This is a genomic window from Sulfurimonas sp. (assembly GCF_026196735.1).
In the GTDB taxonomy this organism is placed as follows: Bacteria; Campylobacterota; Campylobacteria; order Campylobacterales; family Sulfurimonadaceae; genus Sulfurimonas.
Genome location: NZ_JAPHUF010000012.1, coordinates 174,535 through 196,649 on the forward strand (window position 1 = coordinate 174,535; position 22,115 = coordinate 196,649).

The 22,115-nt window shown below is 35.9% G+C and carries 19 protein-coding genes; 16 read left to right on the top strand and 3 right to left on the bottom strand.

Annotated elements, in window-relative coordinates:
- Positions 1-77: 77 nt before the first annotated feature.
- Positions 78-908, bottom strand: coding sequence for a universal stress protein (locus OQK60_RS07145; protein ID WP_297685509.1), 831 nt, complete (start codon positions 906-908; stop codon positions 78-80).
- A gap of 92 nt (positions 909-1,000) precedes the next feature.
- On the opposite strand from OQK60_RS07145, the gene OQK60_RS07150 reads away from it, so the two are divergent.
- The 3 genes from OQK60_RS07150 to OQK60_RS07160 all read left to right on the top strand — a co-directional run bounded on the left by OQK60_RS07150 (position 1,001) and on the right by OQK60_RS07160 (position 4,230).
- Positions 1,001-1,732, top strand: a complete 732-nt coding sequence (locus OQK60_RS07150; RefSeq protein ID WP_297685511.1) for an SDR family NAD(P)-dependent oxidoreductase — start codon at positions 1,001-1,003, stop codon at positions 1,730-1,732.
- A 94-nt stretch (positions 1,733-1,826) separates the two neighbouring features.
- Positions 1,827-3,890, top strand: a complete 2,064-nt coding sequence (locus OQK60_RS07155) for a molybdopterin-dependent oxidoreductase (RefSeq protein WP_297685513.1) — start codon at positions 1,827-1,829, stop codon at positions 3,888-3,890.
- Positions 3,891-3,900: 10 nt separating this feature from the next.
- Positions 3,901-4,230, top strand: a complete 330-nt coding sequence (locus OQK60_RS07160) for a YraN family protein (RefSeq protein ID WP_297685515.1) — start codon at positions 3,901-3,903, stop codon at positions 4,228-4,230.
- Here OQK60_RS07160 and OQK60_RS07165 read toward each other — a convergent pair.
- On the bottom strand, positions 4,227-4,622 hold the full coding sequence (locus tag OQK60_RS07165) for a thioredoxin family protein (RefSeq protein WP_297685517.1): 396 nt from the start codon (positions 4,620-4,622) through the stop codon (positions 4,227-4,229). The two genes, OQK60_RS07160 and OQK60_RS07165, sit on opposite strands and share 4 nt — an antisense overlap.
- Before the next feature lie 108 nt (positions 4,623-4,730).
- Entirely contained in the window at positions 4,731-4,955 is a 225-nt protein-coding gene (locus OQK60_RS07170) for a hypothetical protein (RefSeq protein WP_297685518.1), read from the bottom strand.
- Positions 4,956-5,142: 187 nt separating this feature from the next.
- On the opposite strand from OQK60_RS07170, the gene OQK60_RS07175 reads away from it, so the two are divergent.
- The 13 genes from OQK60_RS07175 (at position 5,143) to ccsA (ending at position 22,111) form a co-directional block, all read left to right on the top strand.
- Entirely contained in the window at positions 5,143-6,558 is a 1,416-nt protein-coding gene (locus OQK60_RS07175; protein WP_297685520.1) for an aldehyde dehydrogenase family protein, read from the top strand.
- A 164-nt stretch (positions 6,559-6,722) separates the two neighbouring features.
- Positions 6,723-7,166: a DUF523 domain-containing protein gene (locus OQK60_RS07180; RefSeq protein ID WP_297686239.1), complete on the top strand. Its 444-nt coding sequence runs from the start codon at positions 6,723-6,725 to the stop codon at positions 7,164-7,166.
- A gap of 32 nt (positions 7,167-7,198) precedes the next feature.
- On the top strand, positions 7,199-7,549 hold the full coding sequence (locus OQK60_RS07185) for a c-type cytochrome (protein ID WP_297685522.1): 351 nt from the start codon (positions 7,199-7,201) through the stop codon (positions 7,547-7,549).
- Positions 7,550-7,579: 30 nt separating this feature from the next.
- Positions 7,580-8,818 carry a cytochrome c3 family protein gene (locus tag OQK60_RS07190; protein WP_297685523.1) on the top strand — a complete coding sequence of 413 codons (1,239 nt, stop codon included), beginning with the start codon at positions 7,580-7,582 and terminating at the stop codon, positions 8,816-8,818.
- Between the two features lie 7 nt (positions 8,819-8,825).
- Complete coding sequence (locus OQK60_RS07195; protein ID WP_297685525.1) at positions 8,826-9,854, top strand: cytochrome c3 family protein; 1,029 nt, start codon at positions 8,826-8,828, stop codon at positions 9,852-9,854.
- 183 nt (positions 9,855-10,037) lie between these two features.
- Complete coding sequence (locus OQK60_RS07200) at positions 10,038-10,790, top strand: cytochrome c3 family protein (protein WP_297685527.1); 753 nt, start codon at positions 10,038-10,040, stop codon at positions 10,788-10,790.
- A 103-nt stretch (positions 10,791-10,893) separates the two neighbouring features.
- Positions 10,894-11,997, top strand: coding sequence for a 6-bladed beta-propeller (locus tag OQK60_RS07205; RefSeq protein WP_297685529.1), 1,104 nt, complete (start codon positions 10,894-10,896; stop codon positions 11,995-11,997).
- 10 nt (positions 11,998-12,007) lie between these two features.
- On the top strand, positions 12,008-12,940 hold the full coding sequence (locus tag OQK60_RS07210; RefSeq protein ID WP_297685531.1) for a peptidylprolyl isomerase: 933 nt from the start codon (positions 12,008-12,010) through the stop codon (positions 12,938-12,940).
- A gap of 4 nt (positions 12,941-12,944) precedes the next feature.
- Positions 12,945-15,212, top strand: coding sequence for a hypothetical protein (locus OQK60_RS07215; protein WP_297685532.1), 2,268 nt, complete (start codon positions 12,945-12,947; stop codon positions 15,210-15,212).
- Positions 15,213-15,225: 13 nt separating this feature from the next.
- A complete protein-coding gene (locus OQK60_RS07220; protein ID WP_297685534.1) occupies positions 15,226-16,236 on the top strand; it encodes a 6-bladed beta-propeller in 1,011 nt (336 codons plus the stop codon).
- Positions 16,233-18,311 (top strand): cytochrome c3 family protein, encoded by a 2,079-nt coding sequence (locus tag OQK60_RS07225; protein ID WP_297685536.1) that lies wholly within the window; start codon positions 16,233-16,235, stop codon positions 18,309-18,311. Before OQK60_RS07220 ends, OQK60_RS07225 begins: the two co-directional genes overlap by 4 nt.
- A 9-nt stretch (positions 18,312-18,320) precedes the next feature.
- Positions 18,321-18,857, top strand: a complete 537-nt coding sequence (locus tag OQK60_RS07230) for a hypothetical protein (protein WP_297685538.1) — start codon at positions 18,321-18,323, stop codon at positions 18,855-18,857.
- Between the two features lie 95 nt (positions 18,858-18,952).
- Positions 18,953-22,111: a cytochrome c biogenesis protein CcsA gene (gene ccsA, locus OQK60_RS07235; protein ID WP_297685540.1), complete on the top strand. Its 3,159-nt coding sequence runs from the start codon at positions 18,953-18,955 to the stop codon at positions 22,109-22,111.
- Positions 22,112-22,115: the final 4 nt, after the last annotated feature.

Consider the following 22,115-nt stretch of genomic DNA (forward strand, 5'->3'; position numbering starts at 1 on the left):
AATGTCTTACAATATAGCATAATAAATTTAACTGATTATTAATTGTGTTGTTAAAGTTTGTGTAAAGTTTTGGCTTCTTACACTTTTAAGATAACGACATCTTTTTTTGAGTTTTCCAATATGTCAAGTGCGTAAAAACTTACACTTCCTGTTGTGTGAACTGCTAGTAAGTCAAAATTGATATCTTCAACTTCACTCTCAAATAATTTTGGGTTTAGTGAACTTTTACGAACATTGCCTGATATTTTTATATCTTTTGGCAGCTCTAAAGAGTCTATAAAAGTATCTAGTTTTTGTCTAGATTCTTGCATCAATGAGAATTGATACTCAGCAATATCTGTATCATTAAAGCCATAAGTGTTTAATCTGTTTTCAAAGGGAACTTGATAAAAATTCAAAAGTTGTATATTTAAACTAGGAAATATATTGACTACTTTTTTTATAGCTTCTTTTGAATTATTAGAAAAATCTGTAAGCAATAAAAGATTTTTGTACTTTAACTCATGGTCATTTTTTACAATCAAAACAGGAACGAAAGAATTTCTGATTATATCTTTTGTGTGCGATCCCATATAAGTATCACCTAGAAAAAATGTCTCTCCGCTTTTGCCCATAATAATCAAGTCACTATTTAAAATTTGTGCAGCTTTTGCTATCTCGTTTTTTATTTTTCCGTTGACACAGTGGAAGTTTTTATCGTTTATATCAGGAAATTTTTCACTAAGTTTTTTGATGCTATGTTCTCTTATGTAGCTTAAATCTTTTTTTGGTGAAAAAAATGAGTTTTCAACAACATGAACAACATGTACGGAGCCATCAAATTTTTTTGTAAAATTTATAGCTTTTTGTAGTACCTTAAGACTATCATCCGAAAAATCTATAGCTACTAAAGTTTTAAGCCTATTCATTATGTATCTCCACTGTTTTAACTGCTTAAAGTATATCTTTTTATTGTAAATTAATTATATGATACAATTTATCAAATTTAAAGGAAGCAAAGTTGAAAATACTTATAACCGGTGCAAGTAGCGGAATTGGTGCAGAGTTGGCAAGACTCTATGCATCTGCGGACAATGAGCTGATATTGCTTGCTCGCCGTGAAGATAAACTTTTCAAATTAAGACACGAGCTGTTTGAGGTATCTAAAAGTGTAGATATTATAATAGCTGATGTTTCAGATTTTGAAAAACTGCAAGAAAAAATCAGAGATATCGGTGCTGTTGACATGGTTATTTTAAATGCCGGAATATCCATAGGGCACTCTTTAGAGATAACCCCGTTTAATGATTTTAAAAAACTTTTTGAGGTAAACCTATTTGCTAATCACGCGATTTTAGAAGTTTTGCTGCCCTTATTTAAAAAGAAAAAAATCGGTAAGATAGTTTTTATCTCATCACTTGCTTCACTTATAGCTATGCCAAGCTCAAAAGCCTATAGTGCTTCAAAAAGAGCCTTGAATGCTTATGCAGAGTCTGTTAGATATAAGTACAAAAATGATGGTATAAAAGTTATAAATATTTTGCCGGGATTTATCAAAAGTGAACTCACCGATAAAAATGAGTTTAAGATGCCTTTTCTTTTAAGTACTGAGGATGGAAGTAGAAAAATTTACAATGCCATAGAGAAAGAGAAACGATTTTACGCATTTCCTCTTAGATTTTATTTAATCATTAAAATTTTAAATCTACTTCCGCAATTTTTAAGAGATAAAATTGTAAACTCACTCTATTAATTTTGCACACCAAATGCAACAAAGTCACATTAGGCTGCGCTAAAGCTCGTGGCACTAAAGCTAGCCTCTAAAGAGGCAGAAAAAGTAGGTTTTTATGGAAAATGTTAAAACGATAGATAGTGTTTGTACTTACTGTGGAGTTGGCTGCGATATTGCAGCTCATGTAAAAGATAATAAAATTCAGAAAATTTTTGCTCACCCAGACGGAGTTGTCTCACAAGGTAAACTCTGTATCAAAGGCAAGTACGGCTTTGATTTTGTTGATTCAAAAGAGCGTCTTAAAACTCCTCGCATAAGAAAAGTATTTCTTGATAAAAATCCATCTATAAAAGAGGCTATAGCTTCTTCTCTGGTTGATTTTGATGATACTTGGTATGAGACAGACTTAGACTCTGCAACAACGGCTGCAAGTATAAAGCTAAAAGAGATACAGAAAAAATATGGTAGAAAAAGTATAGCTTCTATCGGCGGTGCTAGAACCTCTTGTGAGAGTGTTTACTATTTTCAAAAGTTTACTCGTCATACTTTAAACTCTCCACATGTAGATAATTGTGCAAGGGTATGCCACTCACCAAGCCTTAGCGGAATGAAAAGAACTATTGGTGAAGGGGCTGCTACAAATCCTTACAATGATATCTATAACACGGAGTTTATGATAGTTATCGGCTCAAACACAACAGAAGCTCATCCAATCATAGCAAACCGTATAGTTGATGTAGCGCAAAAACATGACAATTTAGCGGTGTTTGATGTTCGTGAGATAAAACTTCATAGATTTTCAAAATACAAAGCAATTATTCCACATGAAGCTAATCTGCTTGTTTTAAATATGCTGGCTTATGTAATTATTGATGAAGAGTTGTACTCAGAGGATTTTATAGCAGACAGAACAAAAGGTTTTGCTGAGTTTAAAGAGAGTATTTTAAACGACCCATATGCCAATCCAAAATATTTTGAAAATATTGAGGGTTATGAGTATCTCTCTAAAATGATTCCAAAAGTTGCAAGAGAATATGCACTAAAAAAATCAATGATTTTTTGGGGACTTGGGATTACAGAACATACAGACGGTTCTTATGCGGTAATGGCTATGGTTCACCTAGCACTTATGACTGGAAATATTGGAAAAAGCGGAGCGGGGTTAATGCCTCTTCGCGGACAAAATAATGTTCAAGGCGCTTGTGATATGGGAATGCTTCCATATTTTGACCCTGATTATCAAACACCAAAAGAGATTGGTCTTATGACTCCTCAGCTTGTAGATGAGATGTTAAAAGATAAGGTAAAAGCAGTCTTAAATATAAGTGAAGATTTGACTCATATTCATCCAAATCTAAACAAGGTTGAAAAGGCTATGGAGCATCTTGAGTTTGTTATGGTTCAAGATCTCTTTATGACAGATGTTACAAAGTTAGCTGACATAGTTATAGGTGTAAAATCAGGTTATGAAAAAACGGGTGTTTATGTAAATGCTATGAGAAGACTTCACCTTTCTCAGCCTTTAGTAGAGAGTGATTTGCCGGATGATTGGGAAGTTATACAACAGTTAGATAAGAAAATGGGCGGAACACCGGACTATAAAAGTTCTAAAGATATTTGGGATGAAGTAAGAAAAGTTGCCTATAGAAGATTTAGCGGTGCTGATTACCATAGACTTGAGAAGCACCGTAAGCGTGGACTGCAGTGGCCGGTTCATACAGAAGATACACCAATCTTGCATCAGCTGGATTTTAGAACTGATGATGGACTTGGTGAATTTCACTACCATCAGTATAAGCTTCGCGGTATGATAAAAGAGATTACAACAAAAACATTGAGCGGGTATCATCTGACTACAGGTAGAACAATAGCGATGTATAATAATGCTTGGCAAACCAAGCAAAGTCCGAGTTTGATGAAGCGTTATGATGAAGATATACTTCTTGTAAACGAAGGTGATGCAAGTGACTTTACATCTGAGAGAGTTATTTTAAAAACAGAGTTCGGAGAGACTACACCACTTAAAGTAAAGCTTACAAGCAAGGTTCAGCCAAAAACTCTTTTTGTAACCTTTCATCATGCTGCATCAAGAGTCAATGCTCTTTTTGGAGATAAAAGTGATGAGATTATTTTAACAGCAGCTTTTAAATCTGTAAAAGTTGAAGTAATCAACTGTTAATCGCTAAGAGATGAGCAGAGAAAAGGGAAATCAGGCTGAAGACAGAGCGGACGAGTTTCTCTTAAATCTAGGTTTTTCTATTGTTGAGCGAAACTTCTACTCTCGTTTTGGAGAGATAGATATAATAGCCCTAAAAGATGAAGTGCTTCATCTTATCGAAGTTAAAAGCGGACTTGATTATGAGTCTGCAATCCAAAACATAACCCCAAAAAAACTATCCCGTCTTATAAAAACAGGACATGTATATATGAAGAAAAATTCTTTAGATGTGGATTTTGTTTATGATGCCGTAATTGTTACACCAAAAAAAGTAGAGATTGTGGAGAATATTACACTTTAATTTTCTTTTTTAAGATCAACTTCTTCTAGCAAATCAAAAAAACCATCGACTTCTCTGCTTCCTCTATCAGCATGTATAATTTTACCGCTGTTTGTTAGAAAATAGTGTCTAGGAACGCCCTTTACTTCAAAGTGCTTCGGTATATCATGTTTGTCTCTTGACATGTATAAAAGTACATAATCTTCTTGCAGCCTTTTTATGACATGTTCTTTTGAAAGAGTCATATCTTTAAATCTATCACAAAATCTACATTTATCTGCACCAACAAAAAGATAAACATCTTTGTTTTGTTTCTTAGCTTGTTTGATTGCATTGTTGTAGTCATGTTCCCAATTCAGCTCTATTGCGTTAAGAGAGGAAAGAAAAAAAAGTATAAATATAAAAAGTCTCATTATTTCTCCAAAAATAAATAAAAATATATTCTACACAAAAGATTTTAAAATGAAATTGCTTCTGAGCAAGACAGCATTAAATAAGATGAAACCTAAGTAGAGTAGTTCTTAAGCATAAGTATCTAAAAGTGAGTTTGAACTTACCGCCGGCTTAACTTCTTGTATCTGCGTCGCTTTAAAAGCTTCGGCATTTTGTAATGATTGATTTGCAGCTTTTTGCAATCCAGAATCATTTTCTATACCACTCTGTTTAGTGCTTGAGCTGGTATCAGGCCTGCCAATTTGAATTTGGTTAGAATAAGGTGATTGAAATAAATAGCGAGTAACTTGCATAACATCCTCCTTGCATTCAGTATAATGATACCATAAAATTTTGAATGCAAAAATAAAATTATTTTACTACTTTAATGGTATAATTTATTCAATAAGAAATACTCTAGCTCAAAGAGCTAAGCTTAAGTGACCGTAGCGGTCCAAGTGAAGTAGAAGGGATTTTATTCCTTTTACGGAAGGAAATTAGATGAACGCAAAAATATTTTTCGGCTCTGTAGAGTCAGCAAAAGAGAACATAAGTGATAGAGTGAGTCCATATAGCGGTGAGGTGGTCTCTACTGCTCCTATTTGTAATGAGGCAGATGCTTTAAAAGCCTTACAGATTGCTAAAGAAGCCTGTGCGGATGCGAAGAAGTCTACATTGTCACAGAGATGTGATTGGCTTTTGGATGTTGCTTCAAAGCTAAAGCAAAACAGAGAGGACATAGCCAGAACTATTACCGATGAAGTAGGCAAGCCTATCGCTTTTGCAAGGGTTGAGGTTGACAGGTGTATTGAGACGGTTACCTTGTCTGCTGAGACAATGAGAACGATGCATGGCGAGACTATAAATACAGATGCAATGCCTAGCGGTAAAAAAACTATATCTTTTTATATTAGAGAGCCTGCCGGTGTTATTGTAGCAATCACCCCCTTTAACTTCCCGCTAAATCTTGTAGCTCACAAACTTGCACCTGCTTTAGTTGCAGGAAATACAGTTGTTCTAAAACCAACACCCGAAGCTCCCTTAACAGCATACAAATTTGCAAAACTCTTTATTGAGAGCAAATATGCCGTAAAAGATGCACTTAGTGTTGTCTATGGCGATGCAGAAGTTGGAAATGCACTTATCACAAGTGATATACCTCGTGTGATAAGTTTCACGGGAAGTGTTCCTGTTGGTAACATTATCACAAAAAGTGCCGGAATTAAAAAAATATCTTTAGAACTTGGCGGAAATGCAGCAACATATATAGATAAAAGTGCAGATTTAACCTTAGCGGCTGAGCGTTGTGCCTTAGGAGCTTTTGTAAACTCAGGGCAAGTCTGCATATCTCTGCAACGCATATATGTGGATGCAGATATTTATGATGAATTTGCTTCTAAGATGGCTTACGAGACAAAAAAACTTGTAGTCGGATCACCGTATGAAGATGATACTTTTATGGGTCCTTTGATTGATGAAGATGCGGCAGAACGCGCAATGGGCTGGGTTGAAAGCGCGATAGAAGAGGGTGCAAAACCACTGCTGACACCAAGACAAGAAGGCAGAATGTTTTACCCATGTGTAATGGTAGATGTCAGGGATGATATGGCTATAGTATGCGAAGAGGTTTTTGCTCCAATAGTTTCTCTTGTTAAAGTTGACTCTTTTGACGATGCATTTGAAAGAATGAATAATTCACCTTATGGTTTACAGTTCTCTATTTTTACCAATGATTTAAAGTTGACTCAGCGTGCTATTGATGAGCTTGATGCCGGCGGAGTAGTTATAAATGATATGCCTACGCTTCGCTTTGATATTCAGCCTTACGGTGGTGTAAAACTCAGTGGTGTAGGACGAGAAGGTCCTAGATTTGCCATCGAAGAGATGACAGAAATCAAAAGTGTAATTATCTGTTAATTTATCTACACAATAAATAAGTTTATGCCCTCATTCTCAAAACTACATCCTTGTAGTTTTTCGAGGCTAAAAATCGATAAAACATCATGTTTCATCTTTATGATTATTAGAACCGCTCATAAACTTTTGTATTTTACTAGGAGTATAAAATTAAAAAAGTAATTATATCTGCTTGTCTGCTTGGTGAGTATTGTCGTTATGATGGCAAAACAAAAAAAGAAGATGAGATTATAAAAGCTTACAAAGATTATGAGATTATTCCATTTTGTCCGGAAGCACCTCTTTTTGGAACTCCAAGAGAAAGAATCAGCGTTGTAGAGATTGAGGGAATGCATAGGATAATAACAGATGACTCTAAAAAAGATGTTACAGAATTACTCGAAAAAGCTATAAAAGATTTTGTTAAATCAAATCCTCATGTCGATGCAATTGTTTTAAAATCAAAGAGTCCAAGTTGTGGACTAGGAACCACTCCTGTTGTTGATATAAAGGGAAAAGTGCTCTATTTGGGTAACGGAATTGCTGCTCAAATTTTTCAAAATGAATATACTGACATTGATATAAAAGATGATAAATTCGTAGAAAAATTAGAAAAAGTTATGTTATAATCCAAGCAATGTCGCTTAAAAAGGATTTTTATATGAGAAAATTTATATTGGTTTTATCTTTTACAACACTGTTTGTAGGGAGTATATCTGCGCAAGATGCAGTTGCAAAAAAGGGTCAAGGGATTTTTGAATCTAAGGGTTGTGCCGTGTGTCACAAAAAAGATATAGATACAATAGGACCGTCACTTCAAACTATAGCAACAGCTTATGTCGGTAAAGAGACTTCATTGTTAAGTTATCTTAGAGGTCAAGGTACACCGATAGTTGAACCTGCTCGTGCTCCGGTTATGGATCCGCAATTAGTAAAAATAAGATCGTTGTTTGATGAAGATATGCAAGCTCTTGCAACATATCTTATTTCAGCTAATGATAGACCATTTTAGAACTGTAATTAAAAGGGAAGGGAAAATAAAATGAAATATAATCATTTTTATATAGTAAAAATTGCAATAGTTTTATTATTATCTTGTGTAAGTGTATTTGCCGCTACAGCAGAAACAGCGAAAGAAGCAGATAAAGCAGTAGTTGAAAAACAAGAGGTTGTTTTAACGGAGTTGGAAAAGTTTTATGGAACAGAACTAAAATCAGAAAAGAAAGTTGTTCATCCACCATATGAATGGGGTGACTGTACGGTTTGTCATACAGATGCTAAAGGAGAGGGTGATTTGATTATGGATCCGCCTGAACTTTGTGTAATGTGTCATGAAGCACAAGATACCAAGAAGTTTATTCATGGACCTGTTGCAGCTGGAGCATGTACGGCATGTCATAACCCTCATGAGTCTGATAATGCAAAACTTTTAATTGCATCTAGTATAAATGAGCTTTGTGTGTCTTGTCATCAAGCAAAAGATGAGTTTTTGCATAAGACTACAAATATTCACCCACCGGTAAAAGACCAATGTACAAATTGTCATGACCCTCATACAGAAGATCACGAGTTTCAACTAAAAGCTGACGGTAAAAAAGATTTATGTGTTATGTGTCATGTTGATAAAGAAGTTTGGACAAAAGAAGTTACTGATAAGCACGGAGCACTTGACAGACCAAGAAAATGTCTTGAGTGCCATGATCCTCACGGTTCTGAAAACCCTAAATTTTTGATTAAAGACACAAACAAAGAGTTATGTTTGACATGTCATAGTGAAAAATTGGTTACTGATGAGACTGGCTATAAACTTCAAGATATTGGAAAACATCTTGATAAAAATCCGGATTGGCATGGACCGATTCTGTGGGGTGATTGTGCAGCATGTCATAATCCACACGGTTCAAACAATTTAAGAATGTTGAAAAAACCATTCCCTAGAACTTTCTATGAGAAATTTGATGAAGACAACTATATATGTTTTCAGTGTCATGAAAAAGAGAAGATTCAAGAAGAGTTTACAAAAGACATGACAAACTTTAGAAACGGTGAGCATAATATGCACTTTGTACATGTAAACAAAGAAAAAGGTCGTTCATGTCGTGCATGTCATGATTTTCACGGTACAAAAGAGTATCCTCATCACCTAAGAAAGAAAACAAAATTCGGTAAGATTAACTTCCCTATTCGTTTTATTGAAACAGAAAACGGTGGTTCGTGTGCACCGGCATGTCACGCCCGTCGTCACTATGATAGAGTTGAACCAAAAGTTAATTTGAAGTAGGATTTACTTGAAAGTTATATATATACTCTTTTTTCTCTTTGTCGCGTTAAGCGGCAAAGCAGAAGATATTAGTTCATCTATAAAAATCATACAGCCACTCGACAAAACACGCTATATAGGTGAAAACAGCACTTTTGTTATTGACACTTCATTTGAGCAGGCTGATAAAATTGTAATAGAACAAGACAACAATGTAACTACGACAATTGAAGTCAACTCAACAAAAAAAACATACTGTAAAACAGTTAAACTCCATACAGCCCAAAATACAATTTCTGTAAGTTCATATAAAAATAACAAATTAGTAAGCACTCAACAGCGAGATTTGTATTTTTTGTCTGAACTTTTTGAAGGTGTTGATGAAGATGAAGCTGAAGATTACGATCTTAGGTACTATCACAGAGATGAAAATGAGCAGAAGTGTAAATCTTGCCATAATATGACATCAAATGTTCCAACAAATGGAGAACCATTTGAAGACATTACCAAAACAACTTGTTTTGAATGTCACAATAGTATGATTAGCACAAGCAACACACATGCTCCTGCTGCCAACTGGCTCTGTTTAGATTGTCACAATGGAAAAGCCGGTGAATACAATGTGCAAGATGAAGGTGCTTCAAAGTATTTAGCGCCAGACCCAATCTCTAAGACTTGTGCAACTTGTCATGATAGCGTAGATGAGTGGGAAAGAACAAAGTATGGGCATGGACCGGTAAACGATGGGAGATGCGAGAGATGTCATAATCCGCATGGCTCAGATAATGAATTTTTTCTTCGTAAAAATATTTGGAATTTGTGCGTTACATGTCACGCAGAAAAAGCCAGCGGTAAACATGTGATACCGCAAATTGGGTTTGGACGAGTAACAAAGAGTGGCGGACATCCGACAAAAGATAGAAAAGACCCAGCTAGACCGGGAAGAGACTTCACATGTAGTAGCTGTCACAATCCTCATGGTTCTAGCGGGATATTTTTACTTAGAATGAAAGGCTCAATGGCTTTTGGTGTTTGTCAAAGATGCCATGAAAAGTAAATAAAGAGAATATTGTATCACATTGTTATCACATTGCTTGGATTTTGTTACCAAAAGTTACAAAAAAGACAAATAGAGTACTATTATATATAGCTTTTGATAATACAAAGTTAACAATTTGTTATAATACTAATAGAGAGAGTATAAAGATTATTTATACTTGCAACTAAAAAAGGAGATAAAATGTTTAGTAATAAAATCAAGGTAATGGCACTTGCATCAATGTTAGGCGCATCGTCTGCATTTGCCGGTCCAATTAGTGGTAGTCCACATGATTTGTCTGCAATGAATGGTACTAATGACAATGGGGAGATATGTGTATATTGTCACACGCCACACGCGGCTAACACTGCTTTTTCTGGTGCTCCGCTTTGGAATAAAGCTACCCCATCAGGCACATTTGTTATGTATGGTGCAACAGTTGCAGGTCAAGCCGGTTCTACAATTGCAGGAACAGCGACAGAAGCAGCTCCTGCGAGTCCGTCTTTAGCATGTCTTAGTTGTCATGACGGTGTTAGTGCGATTGACTCTATAGTTAATGCACCGGGTTCTGGTATGAATGCGATAGCCGGAGCAAACGATATTAATAGTTTAGCAATTGATTACGGTGGGAATATAGGTGGTACACCAGGTACTACAACTGCCGGTGATCCTGATTTATCAAATGATCACCCAGTATCGATTGTATATACTCCTGGTACAGCTGGACTTAGACCGGTTGCTACGGTACTTACAACACTAGGTGACAATGCAGCTTGGTTAGGTGCTACAACTGTTGAAGATCTGCTTCGTGGGGCAGGTAATGATCAAGTAGAGTGTGGTTCTTGTCATGATCCGCATAACGGTGGAAAAACGCAAGGAACAGATACTGAGGTTAACTTCCTTCGTCACACAAATGCAAACAGCTACTTATGTTTAGGTTGCCACGATAAATAATATTCAGTAGAGAGAGGTTCTTCCTCCCTACTGTCCTCATTTTCCCATTATACTTTCTTTGTTATAATGTAGTATTATTATATCAAAGTCGGAGTCTTACATCATGAAAATCATTTTCCTTTCAATTCAAGTCGTTATAGTATTCTTTTTTCAAGCTTGTGCTACTAAAGAAGTTGTAGAAGAGAGAACCATAATGTTTCCTCAATACCCAGAAAAACCAAAGATACTTTATTTGACCACATATAGAGGTGGTGCTAAAGATAGTGAAGTAAGTGCACTAGATACTTTTTTGGGTGAAGCAAAGAGTGAAAAAAAAGTCTCAAATATTATAAAACCGTATGGTGTCGGGCTACAAGATGGTAAAGTCTTCGTTGCAGATACAGGTTCGGATGCAGTATTTGTTATAGATGAAAAAAGCAGAGAACTCAAATTTATTGGTAATGGAGCAGTAGGCAGACTCGCTTCACCTGTTGGAATTGCATTTGACAAAGATAAAAACATATATGTCAGTGATTCTCGTGAGAGAAGAATCAATCGTTATAATATAAACGGGCAGTTGAATTTTACTCTTGGAGATAGAATGGAGTTTACTAGTCCTACAGGAATTGCAATAGACAAAAAACAGCACAGACTATATGTAGTCGATACAAAAGCACATAAGTTTAAAGCTTATGATATTGCTTCAAAAAAGCTTCTGTATAGTGTAGGTAAAAGAGGTGTAGAAGATGCGGAGTTTAACTACCCTACAAATGTTGCAGTAGATCAAAGAAACGGAAATATTGTAATTGTTGATACGCAAAACTTTCGAGTGCAGATTTTTGATAAAGATGGAAAATTTATAAGAAAGTTTGGAAATGTAGGTAACAAACCCGGAACCTTTGCTAGACCAAAAGGTGTCGGTATCGACAGTGATGGTAATATTTATGTAGCTGACAGTGCATTTAATAATGTTCAGATATTTAATGAAAATGGAACTGCACTACTTATGTTTTTTGGCGGTGGAGGTTATGGTCCAACTCAGTTTCGCTTAATTACGGGAATATATATAGATGAGAATGACAAGATGATAATTGCTGATGGCTTTAGCGGAAGAGTACAAACCTTTCAATACATTAGTGATAAATGGATAAAAAACAACCCTCAAAAGTATAATGAAATAACCGCTCCACCAGAGACAAAAGCGGATAATAAAATAGAAAAAAAATAAGGTGTAAGTTTTGAATAAAATATTTTTAATAGCTGTTTTGGGTATATTTTTATACGCAGATAAGGTACTTTTACCCGAGTCAACGGTCGCAGTTGTCAACGGCACTGCTATTTCAATAGATGAGAGAGACAAAGAGGTTGGAAAGCTGCTTCCAAAAGCATATTTTCACTCAACCGTAAATGATAAAAAACTTAAAGATTTACAAGAAAAAGCACTGGAATCACTGATTGAAAAAACACTGTTTTATTCATATGCAATTTCAAAAAACATAACAACAAGCGAGAGTGAAATAGATGATGTTATGACGAAACTAGCAGTAACCTACGGCTCTAAGAAAAACTTAGAAAATGCAATAAAGAAACTTGGATTTACAAAAGAGACTTTTAGAGAGGTTGTTAAAAAAGATGAGACTCTAAAGAAACTTTACAAAAAAGAGATAAAGTATGATATTAGTGAAGATGAGTTAAAAGATTATTATGAAAAAAATATGTACAAGTTTAAAGAGCCTGAAAAAATAAGAGTTAGACTGATACATGTTAGAAATAATCCTGAGGATCCAGAAGGTAAAAGTAAAGCCAAAAAAAGAATTGATGAAGCGATGGCTGAGATAAAAAAAGGAACTCCCTTTGGAGATGTAGCGGCAAAATACTCTACCGCTATGAGCCGAATTAAAGGCGGAGATATGGGATTTCTTCACAGAGGAAGATTAGATATGGCGGTTGAAGAGGTTGCTTTTGCTATGGAAATTGGGCAAGTAAGTGAGATAATTGAACAAGACATAGGCTATTTTATAGTAAAAGTAGAAAATAAAAAGAAGCAAAATCAGTTATCTTTTGAAAAGGTCAAAAAAGGGCTAAAAAGAGATTTGAAAAATAAAGAAGAAGATAAACGAAAAGCTGCACTGCTTGAAAAGTTAATGGCAACTGCGGTGATTATAAAGTAAAAAATTGAAAATAAAAATTGTAACAATTGCTATACTTAGCAGTATCCTTTCATGGAGTGCTATAAAATTTGTTACTACTTCTGATGAGCCCGGTATAAGCAGGACTAAAGTTTTAAGCAATATAGATACACTAAAAAGCAGTGTATCAACAAAAGAAAATGTAGAATATATCTTTAAAGATGAAAATTTGTCAAACGAAATAGATATTGGCAAAATTGAGACAAGTTTTGGTGCAGAGAGTGTTGATAGTGTTGAGTCGAACAACAATATAAAAAAACTTGATGTAGCTATAAACAATACTGAAGCTTCACCGATACTCAAGGCTTTAGCAAGCCTGCCCAATGATGCACCGCCCAATACAAGCAATGCTGTTATTTTGGCTTCAAGCCAAACTCCTTTGTATGCAGACTCTCCTCCTGTAGGTAGAGATATACTTCCTGCGACTTATTCTGCTGGTGATAATAATCAAGAAAATTCTAAAGATAGTGTCTTGGACTCAATTGTTCAGGGAGTCTCATCGGTGGCTAACTTTGTAAGTTCTGGCATGGGAATTAAATCAAGGTATCCAGATAAGGGCTTTTATGGAAGTTTAAATTTTTTATATGTCCAAGATGATTATACAAATAGTACAAGAAAAAATTCAAAAGAGAACTTTACACAGGAGTATAAACTCGGCTACAAGGGTAATATCTACAGCCCGCGTTTGCTTGAATATACGCTAGAGGGTCTGTTTAGGTTTGACACAGAGGAGCTTAAAACAAACGAAGATACATCCAAACAGAAAACTACCGGTAAAGACTATAAAGTTTATCTCAATTTTATTAAAGAAACAAAAACTCCTTTTACTATATATGCTAACAAAACACAAAGACCGGTAAATACGGTATATAGTGCCTACTCAACAAACTATGAGTATGAAACAAGCGGTGAAGGGATAACCGGTTCTTTAAATTTTGAGCCGTTTATGGTTACCTATGGAGCTACAACAACAAAAACAGTTGCGGAGTTTAGTGATAGAATGCAAGACTCTCAAACTACAACATACAATAGTTCATTTCGTTATAGTGAAAAAAAACATAATGTACAAGCAAATTATTCACACTCTGTATTGGAAAATGAACAAAACTATCTTAATGGCGAAATTATAAGTGTTAATCAAGTAAAAGATAGATTTGCAATATCTCATGACTGGAAAGCTATTGAAGATTTAAGTGTTGTCTCTACCGCATCATATGAAAATGATGATTTTTATCTAAGAGAGACTATTGATGCCGGAGTAAATCTAAGCTACAGACCAAAAGATGCCGACTACAACACTTATTTGTCGTTTTTAGCAACAACAATGGAGTATGGAGATTCGACAGGAGATGAAAAAAGTGTTTTTGATTCATTAAATATTAATCAAGGCTTTACCTATAAGCTGACTCCGAGTATTACTTTAACAGAGTCTGCTATGGCGTACATATATGATACCACGACCTCAAAAGGTAGCAATACATATATTAACCTAGACGCTAGACATAATTATGAAACTACAATATTTTCGGATGTTCCTTTTACTCTTGTAAGTAGTGTGGGTGTTCAAAGAAACGATTCTGTAATAAAAACTATCTTAGATGCAAACTCAACAACAACTAAAACAAGCACGGATAGATATAACCTTAACCTTACCGCGAGAGGGAGAAAAAGTTTCCCTTCTATTAACTCAAATCTAAATGTGGATGGTAGTTACTATCACTATTTGTACTCTACAAAAAGAGAAGAGCAGAGATATAACTTCGGGTTTTATTTTATATCAAAGATTTTTAATATTGTAAATAATAATATCACAGCAAGATATAGCCAAACAGATATTCTCTCAGAGCCGACATTATCAATGCCCGCAGAAAGAAGCAGCAACTCAAAGACAAGTATAACGGATACTATAGATTTTCATTACAGACTCGGTGTAAGAGGACGAATTGGATTTAAAATCGGAGCAGAGTATATAAATACAAAAACCGATAGCGCAACGGATAGTAATGTTAATCCAAGAGCAGAGATGAATATGAACTATAGATTTTTCAGCAGATGGATGTTTGACGCTTCTGCAAGAGTGAGTGAGGCATACAACACTCTTGAGCATTCAGGAAGTGCAAATTTGACATTTAGAGCAGGAAAAACCTCTTTTTTAATGGGATATCAGTATAATAAGAGTGAGATAGAGAGTGTTTTAAATACAATACGAAATGATCGTTCAATTTTTAAAATACAATTAACGCGAACATTCTAAAGGGAGGAGAGAGATGAAAAAGTTTTTATATGTGCTTGTTTTTATAGTGGGCGTCGATGCTTTTCATGCTGCACAAAAAGCAAAATTGGTATGGCCACCACCACCTGATGAAGCTAAGATAGAGTATGTATCTTCTGTTCATAACTCTAATGATTTAGGGATAAAAAAAAGTTTTTTCTCAAAAGCTTTTGATTTTCTCTTTGGAGAAGAGGAGAGAAGTCTTCGAGCTCCCTTTGGTGTTCATGCTCATGATGAGAGAGTTTATACTACTGATATATCTACAAAATCACTCTATATATTTGATAAAAAAGAAAACGAGATGATTACGATTAGAGGTTCTGAAAAAGAGCAGTTTTTATATCCCATTGATGTTACGGCTGACGAAGATGAAAATATTTATATCTCAGACTCTGTAAGAGCAAAAATATATGTTTTTGAAGAAGATGGAGATTACCTACGCACTATAGCACCAAAAATGATGCAAAGACCTGTTGGAATTGCAATAAGTCCAGATAAAAAACTCTATATCGTAGATGCACTTTTAAGCCAGATACATGTAACATCTCTAAAGGGTGACTATTTAGGCTCTATCGGTAAAAAAGGCTTAGGTGACGGAGAGTTTAACAGACCTACTTTTATGGATATCGGGGATGATGGAAAGCTTTATGTGTCAGACTCTATGAATCATCGTGTGCAGATACTTAGCAGTGACGGAAGCTTTATAGACAAATTTGGTAAGCTAGGACAAGAGATAGGGAGTTTCGGAAGCCCTAGAGGTATCTCGATAGATTCTCACAACAACATCTATGTAAGTGATACGATGTTTAACAACATACAGATATTTAATCAAAATAAAGAGTTATTGATGGTGCTTGGTCATTATGGAAACAAAAGAGGAGAGTTTGCCCTAGCAGAAGATATCTCAATAACAAAAGACAATATGATATATGTTACGGATACTAATAATAACCGTATTCAAGTCTTTAAGCTTATTAACTCAGCACAGACAAGGAGTTCAAAATGAAATCTTTAATACTTACTTTATCAGTTTTTTTGTTTTTTTCAACTATTGAGTTGACAGCTTCGATAGTCAATACAAAACATAACCTCTCAGTAACAAGTACGGCAGGAACCATAAAAGCTACAAGCGAGACAGAAGTTTGCGTTTTTTGTCACATACCGCACTTCTCACAGTCTGTTGGAAAGCCGCTTTGGAACAGAAGTATGCCCACAACAGAGTATGTTATGTATGATAGTGATTATTTAAGACGAATGGGTTATCCTGCTATTGCCTCCGATCTTGGTTCGGCAAATGATACCCCCGGTGCACTCTCTCGTCAATGTCTTAGTTGTCATGATGGAACGATTGCCGTAGGTGCAGTCTCTAAGCTTAGACGAGATTATGACGGCTCTTCAACCATAGATATGAGCGGCGATGCTCCCGATGGCACTATTCCCGATACTGCAACTGGATTTATTGGAGCAGACCTCTCAAATCACCATCCGGTAGGAATTATTTATGATCCGACAGTAAGTAAAACATTCGGTAATGGCGGAATTCGTGGTATGGAGTTAAAAGCTGTGCCGGATAGTTCTGTAAAACTTTATGAGTATGCGGGATATAGTGGAAAATATGTAGAGTGTTCATCATGTCATGATCCGCATAAAGATAATAGTAAGTTTTTACATGTAGATTCTGGAGCAAATCATGCGCAAAACTTTGTAAATACATGTACAGCATGTCATGAAAAAACAAATTGGGTAGGAAGTGTACATCAAAGTCCTCCGGGTAGTCCAACATATACCGATGCAGATCTTATTGCAAAGTATGGAACAGGTGCCGTAGGAGAGCTTGGATGTGTAAATTGTCATGTACCTCACAATGGAGAGGGTGTTGGATACCTAAACAGACAAGTTAACGAGCAGACATGTTTTCAAGGAGCAGCTTCTACTGAGGGTGGTGCTGCTTGTCACGGTGTAGGCGGAGCAAAAGATATAAAAACTATTTTAAGCAGAACATATACACACCCTGTTTTAGCAGAGGACAATCTTCCCGGAACTCAGCATACAAATCTAGATACGCTTTATGGAACCGGTGTAGTCGGTGATCCTGCCGGCATAAACAAGGGCATGTCTTGGACTGATAATAAGCATGCCGTTTGTATGGATTGTCACAATCCGCATCAAGCACAAGCCGGTACACATATAGTTGATGGTTCATGGTATGGTCAGCCTGGAGGATCTACAAATCTTGTCTCTAATGTACTTAAAGGAGTCTCAGGAGTTGAGCCGACATGGCCTGCAGAGTGGACACAGCCTGATACATTTACAACAATGGAGTCTTCGGAGAAAGAGTACCAAATCTGCTTTAAGTGTCACTCATATTGGGGGATGGGTCTTGTAGCTGATAAATATGCTCCTTCAACTTATACTTCAGCAGGCGGTACTTTACTTACAGATGTGGCGTGGGAGATGAATATAAACAATAAATCGGGACATCCTGTTGTCATAAATCAGACTGCTCGTTCAGGCTCATACGCTCCAAAAGAGTTGCACTCAAGTCAGTTATTGACCCCTTGGACAGAAAATCCGGGACTCAATAGTATGTACTGCTCGGATTGTCACGGAGCGGATAATGAGCTTGGTGGTGACCCAAAAGGACCACATGGCTCAAACCTAAAGTATATTTTAAAAGGAGTAAATCATCAGTGGCCGCATAAGTCAGACAATGTAACGCTTTATACAATGGATGATATTGGAACAGCGGGAGATAGTGACCTATTTTGCAAAAACTGTCATGATGTAGCTCATCCTCACGATAAGTGGAGAAATCAAATGGCTAATAAAGGTTATGCCTGTGTAGAGTGCCATGTTGTAGTTCCTCACGGCTCACCTGTCTCAAGATTGATGGGATATTACACATTTCCTGAGCCATATAACTACAACGGAAATATGCTTAAAATGACAGGATGGAAGAAAAAAGCGTATGATCCAAATGATGTAGGTACTAGGACAAATGCATACTCTCCGGGCTGTGGCGGCGGTGGTATGTGTCATAATTCAAATGCCGGCGGTTATGACCTTAATGTGATGCCGTAGGTATAAAGAATGAGACTTTTTTTATTGATATTATTTTTAGTACAGCTTTGTGTAGCCAGCACAAATGTAAATGATGACAAGCGCATAAAGGATGCGCTGTTAAAATATAACTACGGAATCATAAAGATGACAAAAAGCGGCAATACAAAACTTCTAAAAAATATGCTTCCTAAAGAGCTTTATTTGAAGTTAATGGTTTGGGCAGACTCTTGGAAATTTAGCAACCTTGCAATGGTGGCTCAAATAAACGATTTAAGATTCTCTCCGATAGCCTACAGTGAGAACAATGCTACTATAAGAACTATGGAGAACTGGACATTTGGGTATGCAGATTTAGTCAAAAAAGATTATGCGCTTGAGCCTATGACGATATTTTACAAGATGAAATATACACTTAAAAAACATCACGGTCAGTGGATGATAGTCGCTGTTGAAAACCTTCAAGAAGAAGTTTTTACAGAACAAAATAATGATAAAGTAGATGTTGAAGTAAAAAAAGATGAACCTAAAGAGAGTGTCGCACAAGAAAAAAAAGAGACACATTAACCGTTGTGTAACAACTCTGTGATAGACTTTTTACATCATAAGAGTATTATAAACTATTATAATACGATGTAATATTTAAAATTTTAAGGAAAAGTATGACATATATTAAAAAAGTGTGGTCATTTTTGATTTCAATGAAATTGATGGCTGTTCTAGTTCTACTATTTGGAGCAGCAAGCGGTATAGGAACATTCATAGAAAATGATTACGGCGTAAATACATCTTGGGCTGTTATATATGCAAGTAGATGGTTTGAAGTAATACAGGTGCTACTTGGAATAAGTATCTTGGGAAATATTTTTAAATATAAAATGATTCAGAAAAAAAAGATTCCAGTTCTTATATTTCACTTGGGGTTTATAGTGATTCTGCTAGGTGCAGGTATAACTCGTTACTGGGGTTATGAAGGTGTCATGAGTATCCGCGAAGGTACAACTGAGCACCGCATGTTATCGTCTGATGCATTTTTACAGATAGAGGCAAAAAAAGGCTCTAAAGAGTTTGTCAAACATAAAGTTGTTTATGTCTCCGAGCTAGGGGGAAGAAACTTTAGCGAGAGTTTAGATATTGATGACAAAGAACTAGAAGTAAGCTATAAAGGATTTATAGCAAAAGCAGTAAAAACCGTTGTCAAAGATCCAAAGGGAAAACCTATTGCAGGACTTGTGATAATGACACCTCAAGGACCTGAGAAGTATTTTATAAGCAGTAAAGAGTCGTTTGATGTAGGTCCGCTTGCTGTATTTTTTGATAAAGATGTCACTGTAAATAAACCTGCTATTCGTCTTATGAGTGATGGTGATAAAATATCTTTTGTGTCTAATGTTGATATCGGATGGACAAAAATGAGTGATAGGACAGAGGGTGTTTACCAAGCGGGAGTAAAGTATCCGTTTAATGCAGGAGAGCTCTATAATGTTAGAGGTGTTCAGATGGTCGCAAAAGAGGTTTATGATAGAGGTAGGGTTAAGGTTGTTGATGCAGATGAGTATCATAAAACTGCAAAACAGGATCTAAATACGGACAAGAACCCTCTCTCTGCTCTTGTGGTAGATGTAACATACAACGGAGAAACACGCGAAGTTGCTATGATGGGAAAAGGTAAGCGATATCAAGGCTTTGAAGAGATATTGAAAATGGATGATATAGAGTTAAAACTTGAGTGGGGTGCAAAGATTTTAAAACTTCCGTTTTCTCTTAAGCTAAATGATTTTGTAATGCTAAAGTATCCAGGTTCAATGAGTCCATCTTCGTATGAGAGTTATATTACTCTTTTAGATCCTAAAAACAACATTAAAGAGGATCATAAGATTTTTATGAACAATGTACTTGACTATGGTGGATTTTTATTTTTTCAATCATCTTACGACAAAGATGAGAAGGGAACCGTACTATCTGTAAATCATGATCCGGGAAAATGGCCTACTTATTTAGGGTATTTGATGCTTGGAATAGGAATGTTTTTAAACCTTTTAAATCCAAACAGCTATTTTGGAAAACTTGCTCGCATAAAATATGAATACAAGGCTTCAGTTGTTGCAGCATTTGTAGTTTTTGCAACATTTTTTGGCACGCAATCGCTTGAGGCATCAGTTACCGATGTTGATCATATAAAACATATTGATGCAGGGCATGCAAAACACTACGGAACTCTGCTTGTTCAGAGTCGTGACGGCAGGATTAAGCCTATTGATACAATGAGTATGGAGTATCTAAACAAAATTACCGGTAAAAGTAGTATGTTTGGACTCAACCATAATCAGATACTTTTAGGGATGGCGTCAAATCCGGATGCTTGGAAAGAGGTGGAGATGATTAAAATCTTCCACCCTAAATTAAAAAAAGTACTTGGAATAAAAGAGTCAAAAGATAGCTTTGCATATAGTAAAGTTTTTGATAAGTATGGCAACTATATTTTAGGACCAATAGCAGAAGAGGCTCTAAGAAAACGCCCGGGAGAGAGAGGTACATACGAAAAAGAGGTTATTAAAGTAGATGAGAGAGTAAATGTTGCTTATATGGTGTATTCAGGGCGATTTATGACTATCTTCCCATTAAAAGGAGACCAGAGCAACAAGTGGTACTATCCACAAGAAGCAATGGAAACCTTTCCTGGTGATATTGCAAATGAAGTTTTAGCTCTTTTAAGAAGCAACTCTTTAGGACTTTCTTATGGGCTGCAAAGTGGCAACTGGAGCGATGCAAACAAAGCAATAGATGATATAAAAGCATATCAGGCTAAGATAAATCCGGATATAATAGCAGATGATATGCTTATAAAAGCAGAACTGTTATACAATAAACTAAAACTCTTTGAGAGACTATATCCTGTTTATCTGTTATCAGGTCTTCTTTTGCTTGTGCTGATTTTTGTACGATTAGCAAAACCTACTTTGGATTTAAAGAGAGTTGTGCGCGTGATTCTTGTGATTTTTGCAGTTGCATTTGTTGTGCATACATTTAACCTTGGACTTAGATGGTATATTGCAGGACATGCACCGTGGAGTAACGGATATGAGGCGATGCTTTATATCTCATGGAGTATAATTTTAGCGGGTATCTTATTTGCACGCTCATCAGAACTTGCAGTTGCAACTACAGGTATCTTTTCCGGGATAACACTCTTTGTAGCACATTTAAGCTGGCTTGATCCTCAGATTACGACTTTGGCGCCGGTACTTAAATCATACTGGCTGACCATACATGTATCTGTCATTACAGCTAGTTATGGGTTCCTTGGGCTTAGTACGCTGCTTGGCTTTATATCGCTGATATTTTATATCATGCTTTCAAAAGAGAGCACAAGAGAACAAATCAGCATTAATATTATGGAATCTGCTCGAATAAGTCAAATGTCAATGATTGTAGGACTCTCTCTTCTTACGCTTGGAAACTTTATCGGAGGCGTTTGGGCAAATGAGTCGTGGGGAAGATACTGGGGATGGGACCCTAAAGAGACATGGACAATAGTTACGATAGCTGTTTATGTTTTTGCAACGCATTTGCGTTTCGTTCCAGCTCTTAAGTCAAACTTTTTATATAATGTAGTATCCGTTATAGCGTATGCTTCAGTTATTATGACTTACTTTGGAGTAAATTATTATCTCTCAGGTATGCACTCTTATGCGTCGGGAGATCCTGTTCCGATACCGGAGTGGATATACTATGTTATTTCTGTAATAGCACTAGTTATTATAGCAGCATCGTTTAATCGTGATAAGTTGGTAAAAGTAAAACCAATATCCACAAAGTAGACAT

Excerpts from the sequence above, each read along its gene's own strand:
- OQK60_RS07190 (WP_297685523.1), top strand. The coding sequence starts at position 7,580 with ATGAAATATAATCATTTTTATATAGTAAAAATTGCAATAGTTTTATTA.
- OQK60_RS07160 (WP_297685515.1), top strand. The coding sequence starts at position 3,901 with ATGAGCAGAGAAAAGGGAAATCAGGCTGAAGACAGAGCGGACGAGTTT.
- OQK60_RS07205 (WP_297685529.1), top strand. The coding sequence starts at position 10,894 with ATGAAAATCATTTTCCTTTCAATTCAAGTCGTTATAGTATTCTTTTTT.
- ccsA (WP_297685540.1), top strand. The coding sequence starts at position 18,953 with ATGACATATATTAAAAAAGTGTGGTCATTTTTGATTTCAATGAAATTG.
- OQK60_RS07185 (WP_297685522.1), top strand. The coding sequence starts at position 7,199 with ATGAGAAAATTTATATTGGTTTTATCTTTTACAACACTGTTTGTAGGG.
- OQK60_RS07175 (WP_297685520.1), top strand. The coding sequence starts at position 5,143 with ATGAACGCAAAAATATTTTTCGGCTCTGTAGAGTCAGCAAAAGAGAAC.
- OQK60_RS07170 (WP_297685518.1), bottom strand. The coding sequence starts at position 4,955 with ATGCAAGTTACTCGCTATTTATTTCAATCACCTTATTCTAACCAAATT.
- OQK60_RS07200 (WP_297685527.1), top strand. The coding sequence starts at position 10,038 with ATGTTTAGTAATAAAATCAAGGTAATGGCACTTGCATCAATGTTAGGC.
- OQK60_RS07220 (WP_297685534.1), top strand. The coding sequence starts at position 15,226 with ATGAAAAAGTTTTTATATGTGCTTGTTTTTATAGTGGGCGTCGATGCT.
- OQK60_RS07225 (WP_297685536.1), top strand. The coding sequence starts at position 16,233 with ATGAAATCTTTAATACTTACTTTATCAGTTTTTTTGTTTTTTTCAACT.
- OQK60_RS07230 (WP_297685538.1), top strand. The coding sequence starts at position 18,321 with ATGAGACTTTTTTTATTGATATTATTTTTAGTACAGCTTTGTGTAGCC.
- OQK60_RS07155 (WP_297685513.1), top strand. The coding sequence starts at position 1,827 with ATGGAAAATGTTAAAACGATAGATAGTGTTTGTACTTACTGTGGAGTT.
- OQK60_RS07165 (WP_297685517.1), bottom strand. The coding sequence starts at position 4,622 with ATGAGACTTTTTATATTTATACTTTTTTTTCTTTCCTCTCTTAACGCA.
- OQK60_RS07145 (WP_297685509.1), bottom strand. The coding sequence starts at position 908 with ATGAATAGGCTTAAAACTTTAGTAGCTATAGATTTTTCGGATGATAGT.